At 63.0% G+C, this 8,636-nt stretch carries 8 protein-coding genes; 5 read left to right on the top strand and 3 right to left on the bottom strand.

Annotated features, from left to right (window positions below; translation table 11 throughout):
• The coding region (locus WBB85_RS08280) for an NAD(P)/FAD-dependent oxidoreductase (RefSeq protein ID WP_432638148.1) at positions 1 to 348 on the bottom strand (348 nt) is incomplete at its 3' end.
• A gap of 182 nt (positions 349 to 530) precedes the next feature.
• Here WBB85_RS08280 and WBB85_RS08285 point away from each other — a divergent pair.
• Positions 531 to 2,060 carry a trimethylamine methyltransferase family protein gene (locus WBB85_RS08285; protein ID WP_432638149.1) on the top strand — a complete coding sequence of 510 codons (1,530 nt, stop codon included), beginning with the start codon at positions 531 to 533 and terminating at the stop codon, positions 2,058 to 2,060.
• Between the two features lies 1 nt (position 2,061).
• Here WBB85_RS08285 and WBB85_RS08290 read toward each other — a convergent pair whose 3' ends face one another.
• Positions 2,062 to 3,036: a LysR family transcriptional regulator gene (locus WBB85_RS08290; RefSeq protein ID WP_432638150.1), complete on the bottom strand. Its 975-nt coding sequence runs from the start codon at positions 3,034 to 3,036 to the stop codon at positions 2,062 to 2,064.
• A 441-nt stretch (positions 3,037 to 3,477) separates the two neighbouring features.
• On the opposite strand from WBB85_RS08290, the gene WBB85_RS08295 reads away from it, so the two are divergent.
• The 4 genes from WBB85_RS08295 to WBB85_RS08310 all read left to right on the top strand — a co-directional run bounded on the left by WBB85_RS08295 (position 3,478) and on the right by WBB85_RS08310 (position 8,069).
• Positions 3,478 to 4,170: a response regulator gene (locus WBB85_RS08295; protein WP_432638151.1), complete on the top strand. Its 693-nt coding sequence runs from the start codon at positions 3,478 to 3,480 to the stop codon at positions 4,168 to 4,170.
• Positions 4,171 to 4,213: 43 nt separating this feature from the next.
• Complete coding sequence (locus WBB85_RS08300; RefSeq protein ID WP_432638152.1) at positions 4,214 to 5,383, top strand: FIST N-terminal domain-containing protein; 1,170 nt, start codon at positions 4,214 to 4,216, stop codon at positions 5,381 to 5,383.
• A complete protein-coding gene (locus WBB85_RS08305; protein WP_432638153.1) occupies positions 5,380 to 7,641 on the top strand; it encodes an ATP-binding protein in 2,262 nt (753 codons plus the stop codon). The genes WBB85_RS08300 and WBB85_RS08305 overlap by 4 nt, the downstream gene beginning before the upstream one ends.
• A gap of 68 nt (positions 7,642 to 7,709) precedes the next feature.
• Positions 7,710 to 8,069: a hypothetical protein gene (locus WBB85_RS08310; RefSeq protein ID WP_432638154.1), complete on the top strand. Its 360-nt coding sequence runs from the start codon at positions 7,710 to 7,712 to the stop codon at positions 8,067 to 8,069.
• Positions 8,070 to 8,122: 53 nt separating this feature from the next.
• On the opposite strand, the gene WBB85_RS08315 is transcribed toward WBB85_RS08310, so the two are convergent.
• On the bottom strand, positions 8,123 to 8,636 hold a 514-nt coding region (locus WBB85_RS08315; protein ID WP_432638155.1), incomplete at its 5' end, for an anti-sigma factor.

Genomic DNA, 8,636 nt, shown 5'->3' on the forward strand with positions numbered 1-8,636 from the left:
GTGCACACCCATCCCGCGCGCCATCGATGCGAAATGCCTATAGCCCTGCATCTGCGCCTCGGTATTGGCCAGTCGGATGCCGCCGTCACCATGGTGGTAATTAATCGGGTAGTCGGGGTCTTCGGCCAGTTCCTTGTAAAGCCGGATCGAATGGCTTTTCAGGCCGACCATCGTCTGGTTCATGCCGAAATTCGTGACCTGAGCGGCGGAATGCCAGGTTGTTCCGCTCGTCAGTTCATTGCGCTCGACCAGAACCACATCGGTCCAGCCTTCCTGCGTCAGATGGTAGAGCGTCGAACATCCGGCGATGCCGCCGCCGATCACAACAACGCGGGTCTGGGTCTTCATCTCGGGCGCTCCGTACACTCATGGGGTTCCATTGAGTTGCGGCATGTCCGGCAATCGGGTCAACGGGACAGTGACAAATTCCGAATTTCCTTCGACAGTCGTAGATGTTTCGAAACTGTGCTTTCGGGCTTGCCAGCCAGCAAAAGCGCGCGCGCTACTGGGCGCGTTGCAGGGAGGAAGCGATGACAGGGGCATCAAACGGCAGACGGGCGGGTGGCCGGGCAGAACGGGTGGCGAAACGCGCCGCCCCGCCAGAGGTCAACCCCTGCCCGCCGGGTCAGATCGGCGGGGCCTACAAACCGCTGCGCGAGGCTGAGATAAGCGCGATCTATGAGACCGCGCTGAGGCTGCTGGCCGAACTTGGCATGGGCGAAGTGCCGGGCGGTCTTGCGAAGCTGTTTCTGGCCCATGGCGCAGAGCGGTCCGGCGCGCGCATCCTTTTCCCGCGTGCGATGGTCGAGAACTGCATCCGTATCGCGGCAAAGGACTTTACCTTTCACGGCCGCGATCCGGCGCGGTCGATCCATGTCGGTGGCGAGAGGGTGCATTTCGGCACCGGCGGCGCTGCGGTGCAGACGCTGGACCTTGATAGCGGATGCTATCGCCCCTCCACCTTGCGCGATCTTTATGATTTCACCCGGTTGCAAGACACGCTGACCAATGTCAGCTGGTTCACCCGCTGCTGTGTCGCGACCGATGTGCCGGACAATTTCGATCTGGACGTCAACACGGTCTTCGCGCTGCTGAAAGGCACGACGAAACCTGTCGCGACCTCGTTCATGCTGGCCGAACATGTCGGCCCGATCCTGCGCATGGTTGACATGGCCCTTGGGGAAGAGGGGGCGTTCCGCCGCGCGCCGTTTCTGAAGGCGCATATCAGCCCGGTGATTTCACCGATGCGGTTCGGGGAAGATGCGGTGGATGTGACCTTCGCCGCCATCGGGGAAGGGCTGCCGCTGTCCTGCATCACGGCGGCGCAATCCGGGGCGACCGCGCCCGCGACGCTTGCCGGGTTCCTCGCGCAATCGCTGGCCGAAACTTTGGCCAGCCTGCTGATGGTCAATGTGATCAGGCCCGGCCATCCCATGGTGTTCTCCAACTGGCCCTTCGTTGTCGATCTGCGCACCGGGTCCTTCACCGGCGGCGGCGCCGAGATTGCCGTGATGAATGCCGCCTCGGCACAGATATCAAACTGGCTCGGCCTGCCATCGGGTGTGGCCGCTTCGATGACGGACGCCAAGGCCATCGATGCGCAGGCCGGTATGGAAAAGGCGCTGACCTCGCTTGCCGCCGGGCTGGCGGGGGGCAATCTGATCTATGAAAGCTCGGGCATGATGGCCTCGCTTCTCGGCGCGTCGTTCGAGGCGTTCATTCTGGATGATGAAATGCATTCGATGATCTACCGCACCCTGCGCGGGGTGGAGGTGAACGAAGATACGCTCGGCTTTGATGCGATCTGCGAGGCGGTTCTGGGCGAGGGGCATTTTCTGGGTGGGGCGCATACGCTGGCGGCGATGCAGCGCGACTATTTCTACCCGCGCTACGCCGACCGCGACGCGCCGATCACCTGGACCGAGAAGGGCCAGAGTGATGCCTGGGCGCGGGCGCGTCTGGCGGCGCGGTCGGTTCTGGACAACCATCATCCAACCTATCTGTCACCCGAGGCCGAAGCGCGCATCAGGGCCGAATACAACATCCTTCTGGACGTGTGAGTTATTCGGTCAGGACGCTCAGGGCCCCTTCCAGCCAGGGCATCGCGGCGATACCCGGCTCGACCACCGCGGTCTTCAGGATCTCCCGCATCTTGGAACAGAGCACGCCCGAAATCTCATCATTCCAGTCGGTCCGGTGATAAAGTGCGATCGTGCGGGTGAATGCCGCGAAGGGGAGGGGGTGAATATCCACCTGCCCAAGGAAACGGCGCGCCTGCAAGACGCCAAGGGGCGTGGTTATGGCCCAGCCCGCACCGCTGGCGACGATGCCGAACATCGCCTGATTGCTGTCGATCTCGATCCGGCTTGGCGGTTCCAGCCGCCGCCGCCTGAGATGGGCCGAAATCTGCCGCCCGACCAGTTGCCGCTGGTCATAGTGCACCAAAGGCAGATTGCCGAGTTCGGTAATGTCCTGTGGCGCGCTGGGCAGATAGCCGCGTGGCAGAACAATGACGAAGGGATCGCGCAGAAGCGGCCATTCCACCAGCCCGGCGGGCAGTTCCGGCGGCCGGGCTGCGATGCCGATTTCGTTTTCGCGGGACAAAAGGTCCTCGATTATGACGTGGCTCGACTCGGTTATGATCGACATGTCGCAGGACGGCAGAAGCCGGGCGAGCGACACGGCGAGACTCGGGATCACCTCACCGTTGAAATCGTCGATATAGCCAATGCGAAGGGTCCGAAGGCGCCCGAGATCCTTCAGTGAGACTTCGGCGGCCCCCTGCCGCAGATGCTGAAGCGCCTGACGCACATGCAGCAGGTATCCGCGCCCGGCTTCGGTCAGTTCCAGCGGGCGGCGGTTGCGGTCGACCAGCACCTCGCTCAAGGCCTCTTCAAGGTTCTTCAACTGCTGCGAGGCAGCAGGTGCGCTCATGCTCAAACGCCGTGCGGTATCGTGCAACGAACCTGTGCGGGCAAGTTCGTCGAACACTTCAAGACCGCGCAGCGAGACGGGTTTGTTCAATGTGGCGTCCATGTTGGCGATATCTTTGCGATCCGCATTGTCTTGTAAAGACAAATGGCGCGGGTGCGGGTCAGTTCCGTATCGGAGTGTCGGAGTTTTCTGCCATTGCCAGGTTGACCACCGACCTTGCGGGTGCTGTCAGGTCAGTAGGGGCAGGGTCGTCATGTGTGCGGGGTCGGGGCGGTCAGAGCCAGGTTGGACGACATGGTATGAGAGCGCGAAAACGCAAGCGCGGTTCCTGATGTGGGGTCAGGGAATGGCAATGTTAACATGCGGTTTTGCGATCCTGCATGCTACTAAAGTCGTAGTAGATGTGCCGCTTGCCGGGTGTGGATTTACGTGCAACACTCCGCCGCGTGGGGAAAGGGACGTATTGGCGATCCGGCGCGTACGTCATGGTGGTGTAAGCGTGTGTTTGGTTGTGGCAACGGATCGTCGCCAATGGGAGGTGCTATGATGGCATCCACGTCCGAAGCCGCGCATTCCGCGCCCGTGAAATCCGCACTCGTCGTTGACGATCATCCACTCTATTGCGACGCGCTCGCCTCGATGATGGAAAGCGTTTTCCACATCAGAAAGGTACGGAAGGCCGCCTCTCTGGAAGAGGCGATGGAGGTTCTGCGGGACCGGTTTTCGCCCGATATCGTGATGCTGGATCTCAATCTGCCAGACGTCTCGGGGTTGAGCGGCTTCATGAAGATCAAGGACAGGGCGCAGGATGTGCCGGTCGTGGTGATCTCGGCCATCACCTCGGCGGATGTGGTCCAGTCGGTGATGGCGGCGGGGGCTGCCGGGTTCATTCCGAAGGATCTCGGCCGCGACCGGCTCAAGGCCGCGATGCTCGACATATCCGACGGCAAGGCGTTTGTGCCGCCGGGCTATTCCGAAAAGGCCCCGCGCCAACCGGAAGATACGTCCATCACCGATATCTCGCGGCGGATCGCCGCCCTGTCGCAGCAGCAGGGGCGTATCCTTGCGCTGATCTGCAAGGGCAAGCCGAACAAGCTGATCGCCTATGAGATGGATCTCGCCGAAGCCACGGTGAAGGCGCATATCACCACGCTTTTGCGCAGGCTTGGGGTGCGCAACCGCACGCAGGCGGCCCTTCTGGTGCGTGAGGTGTCGATACGTCACAACCTGCAATAGCGCAGCAGCGACAAGTGGGCGAAGAGGGGAGGCTTCGGCTGCGATGAATGTCATACGGGATATTCCGGCGAGCGGCGCCGAGGCGGTGACCGTTGCCGTGTCACGCGCTCGGGATGCCGAAACGGCGGTTGCCGAGATCGCCGGGGCCCTTGCCCCGACGGATCCGGGCTTTGTCCTGCTCTTCGTGCCGAACGGGCTTGACCGCGCGGCCCTTACCCGCGCCCTTGCCGCGACGCCCCCGGCGGCGGCGGTCTTTGGCTGCACGACGGCGGGTCAGATCACGCCCGAGGGCTATGAAAATGACGCGCTGGTCGCGATGGCTTTCCGGCGCGCGCATTTTCGCGTCGCCTCGACCCTCATCACCCCCCTGACGCCGGTTCGTATCGAGGATGTCGTTCGCCAGACCGAAGCGCTGAGAGCCCACCTGCCGACCACACCGGGCCGCCGCAGACTGGCATTGGTCTTCGCTGATGGTCTTTCAAAGCAAGAGGATGTGCTGGTCGCAGCACTGGAGGCCGGATTGCAGGATATTCCGGTTTTTGGTGGCTCTGCTGGGGATGGGCTGAAGTTCACCGAGACATTCGTGCTGCACGGAGGAGAGCTGCATGGAAATGCGGCGGTTCTGGTGTTGATCGAAACCGATCTTGCGTTCCGGGGCATCGGCTTCGATCACTTTCAGCCGACCCCGAACCGCATGGTCGTGACCCGCGCGGTCCCCGAGGAACGCCTGGTTCTGGAAATCAACGGCGCCCCTGCCGCGCAGGAATATGCCCGCCTTGTGGGCGTGCCGACCGATGCGCTGTCGCCGCTGGTCTTTGCCGAAAACCCGGTTCTGGTACGCAATGGGTCCGCCTATCACGTCCGCGCCATTCAGGGCATCGCCGAAGGCGGCGGGCTCACATTTCTGTCGGCGATCGATGATGGTCTGTTGCTGACGCTCGGGCGCGGCAAAGAGATCGTGCGGACGCTCGATGCCGGTCTCTCGGTCTGCGATGAGACCGGTGCGCGGCCTGAATTGATCCTCGGCTTCGATTGCTGCCTGCGCAAGCTGGAGATTGAACACAAAGGGCTGGGCGGGGCTGCGTCGGAACGGTTCAAGTCGCATAAAGTCGTGGGCTTCAACACCTATGGCGAGCAGCATCTGGGCGTGCATGTGAACCAGACCTTCGTGGGCATCGCCTTTTTCGGGCCGAAGGAAGGGCCGACGCTGTGATCGACCCGAAAGACCCGCCCGACATCCAGATCGCCAAACAGGCCAGGATCATAGATGCGCTGATCCAGCGGGCCGAACGCGGGCACGGCGTGGGCCGGTCGGCCTATTCGATGTTCCAGTCGGCCATCGCGCTGCAGGCCGAGGTCTGGGAAAAGACCCGCGATCTGGAAGAGGCGCTGGATACGCTGGGCCGGGCCAGTTCGGAACTGGAACTGGCCTACCGGTCGCAGGAGCGGATGCAGAAATCCCTGTCCGACGCGATGTCGGCGGTCGAGGGTGGGTTCGCTTTGTTCACCGATGACCGTTTGCAGATCTGCAACGACTATTTTCGCGGCCTTCTGCCCGATGTGGAACCGCTGATCCTTCCCGGGCTGGCCTTCGACGATTATCTGGGGGCGGTGGCGGCCAGCACCTACCTGCGCAAACGCGGCACCGAGGCCATTGGCCGCGCGCCCGGCGTAGGATCGAAACCGCGCGATCGGCGCTTTTCCAACCATGTTCTGGCCCTGAAGAACGACCGCTGGTTCCAGATATCCTACCGCCAGACCGGATCGGGCAATATCGCCGTCCTGCAGACCGAGATTACCGATGTCGTCCGCCAGAACCGGCGCGAGAAGAACCGCCTGATCGACCGGCAGGCGCATATGCTGCAGGCGGCCTTCGATCACATGCCGCTTGGGATCTGCACCTTCTCGGGCGAGGGCGAGCTGATGCTGCGCAATGAGCGGTTCGGTGAGTTTCTGGGCGTGCCGCTGTCGCTTCTGAAAAAGGGCACCGGCTTTCGGCGCATCATCGAACATATCGGTCGTTTTGAGGTTCTCAAGCAGGAAAGCGACGGCGGGGGGCCTGCATCGTGGTTCAAGACCGTGATGCGCGGCGGGGTCGTGCAGGAACGCTTTCGCAGGCCGGACGGTGTCAGTCTGGATGTGCAGATCCATGCCCTGCCCGATGACGGGATCATCGTTGCCGTCACCGACGTCACCGCCGAAAGCGAAGCGGCCGAGGAACGGTTGCGGATCAACCAGCTTCTGGAACGGCGGGTCGAGGAACGCACTGCCGAACTGACCGAGGCGAACCGGCAGTTGCAGCACCGGGCAGCGGAACAGGCGCGGGTCGAGGAAGCCTTGCGTCTGGCCAAGGAGGCGGCCGAGGATGCCCACCGCTCAAAGACCCGGTTCCTGGCGGCGGCCAGCCATGACCTGTTGCAGCCGATCAATGCGGCGAAGCTTTACATTTCCACATTGCGCGAAACGCTCGGGCCGCGCCGGGCGCGTGACATGGTTGACCGTCTGGGGCGGTCCTTTGCCTCGATCGAGTCGCTGTTGCATGCGCTGCTGGACATCTCGCGGCTCGACAGTGCCGGGCCCGAATTCAGCGTGACCTCCTTCTCGCTCGGACCGATGCTGCAATCTCTGTCCGAGGATCTTGCGCCCCTTGCGGTCGAAAAGGGTATCGGGTTGACGGTATTGCCCTCTACCCAATGGGTGACTTCGGATCAGCGCTATCTTTTGCGCTCGATCCAGAACCTTGTGGTCAATGCGATCCAATATACCGATCACGGCCGGGTGCTGGTCGGATGCCGCCCTGCCCAGGATCAGATGCGGATCGAGGTCTGGGATACCGGGATCGGCATTTCCCCGGATGATCTCGACCGCATCTTCAACGAATTCACCCGCGTCAGCCAGACCCGCTCGGCCACCCGCATGGGGCTGGGCCTTTCGATCGTCGAACGGGCCTGCCGCCATCTGGGTCATACCGTTGACGTCCGCTCAAATCCGGGGCGGGGCTCGGTCTTTTCTGTCACCCTGCCGCGGGCAGAGGCCGAACTGGTCGCCCGGACCGATCTGCCCAGTGTCGAACTCGCGCCGGATGGGGCGCTCGACCTGATCGTGATGGTGGTCGAGAACGATGTGGAGGTGCTTCACGCAATGACCACAAAACTCGACAGTTGGGGGGCAAGCGTGCTGGCCGCCGGGTCGACGGATGAGGCGCTGGCCCTGATGGACGAAATTGGTGCGGCACCCGATATCGTTCTGGCCGACTACCATCTGGACGGGCGCGATACGGGCGTGGAGGCGATCCGAGCGCTGCGGGGCAGGGCGGGCGGGGATATCCCGGCGATTGTCATCACCGCCGACCGGTCCGATATGCTGACCCGGCTTGGCGCCGAGATGGGGTTTTCGGTGCTGACAAAGCCGGTGCAATTGTCGCGCCTGCGGGCGTTGATGAACTGGAAAACCCGCCGGTCGGCCGCCTGACCGCGACCAAGGTCGGCACTGACAGCGGATTTGGCGGCGCTAGGCTGGGCATATCCGGGAGGGTTCCGATGCGGTTGCCGAAGATTGCCTGTCTGATCGCGCTGGGGCTGTTCGTGCCGTTGCCGGGGGCCGCGCAGGACATGGCAGCCCGGCTTAACGATTATCCGACCGAAGCGCGGGCGGATTATGTCTTTGCCTGCATGGCCACCAATGGTCAGGACCGGATCACGCTTTCCAGATGCGCCTGCTCGATCGACGTGATCGCCTCGATCCTGCCCTATGACGCCTATGTCGAGGCCGAAACGGTCCTGATGCTACAACAGGGCAGTGGCGAGCAATTGTCGATGTTCAAGACGATGACAATTGCCAATGACGCGGTCGCCCGGCTGCGGCGGGCGCAGGCCGAGGCCGAGATTCTGTGTTTCTGAACGCAATGGTGCTCTTCTGTCACGCAGACCGGTCCCGGTCGTTATGCGGATTCTTACCCACCCTCAACCAGCGCCGCGACGAGGATCGGTCCCGTGGCCACACCGGTGGGTGAGCCACCTTGGGGTTCAAGCGTTACAGCCAGAGTTGCGCCGGGCGGAAGTGCTGCAAGCGGAATGGTCAGATCGCCCTCGCGCACAAGGCCGATGGAAATCGCAGCCTCGCCCGCAGGGATCAGCCACAGCTCGTAATCCTGGCCCGCTGCCGCCGGTGGTCCGTCACTGCGATTGACAGTCAGCGCGCCCGCTTCCGGATCGTAGCGGGCGGCGATGACAAGAGGCTGGTCTTCTCCGGTCAGTGTGGCGGTGACCGTTACGGGTGGCTGCGTCAGGGGCAGGACCGCCACAAGGGTGAGCGCGGCCAGCGCAGCCCCGGCCAGTCCCCCCCAGAGCCACCCGGCGCGATGCGGACGTTCCGGTTTCGGGAACAGCCGCGCTTCAATTCGGTTCAGCATGTCCGGCGGTGGCGCGGCCTTTTCATAGCCCTCGTTCAAAGGGGCCAGCTTTTCC

It is taken from the genome of Albidovulum sp., assembly GCF_049646345.1.
Classification (GTDB): domain Bacteria; phylum Pseudomonadota; class Alphaproteobacteria; order Rhodobacterales; family Rhodobacteraceae; genus Albidovulum.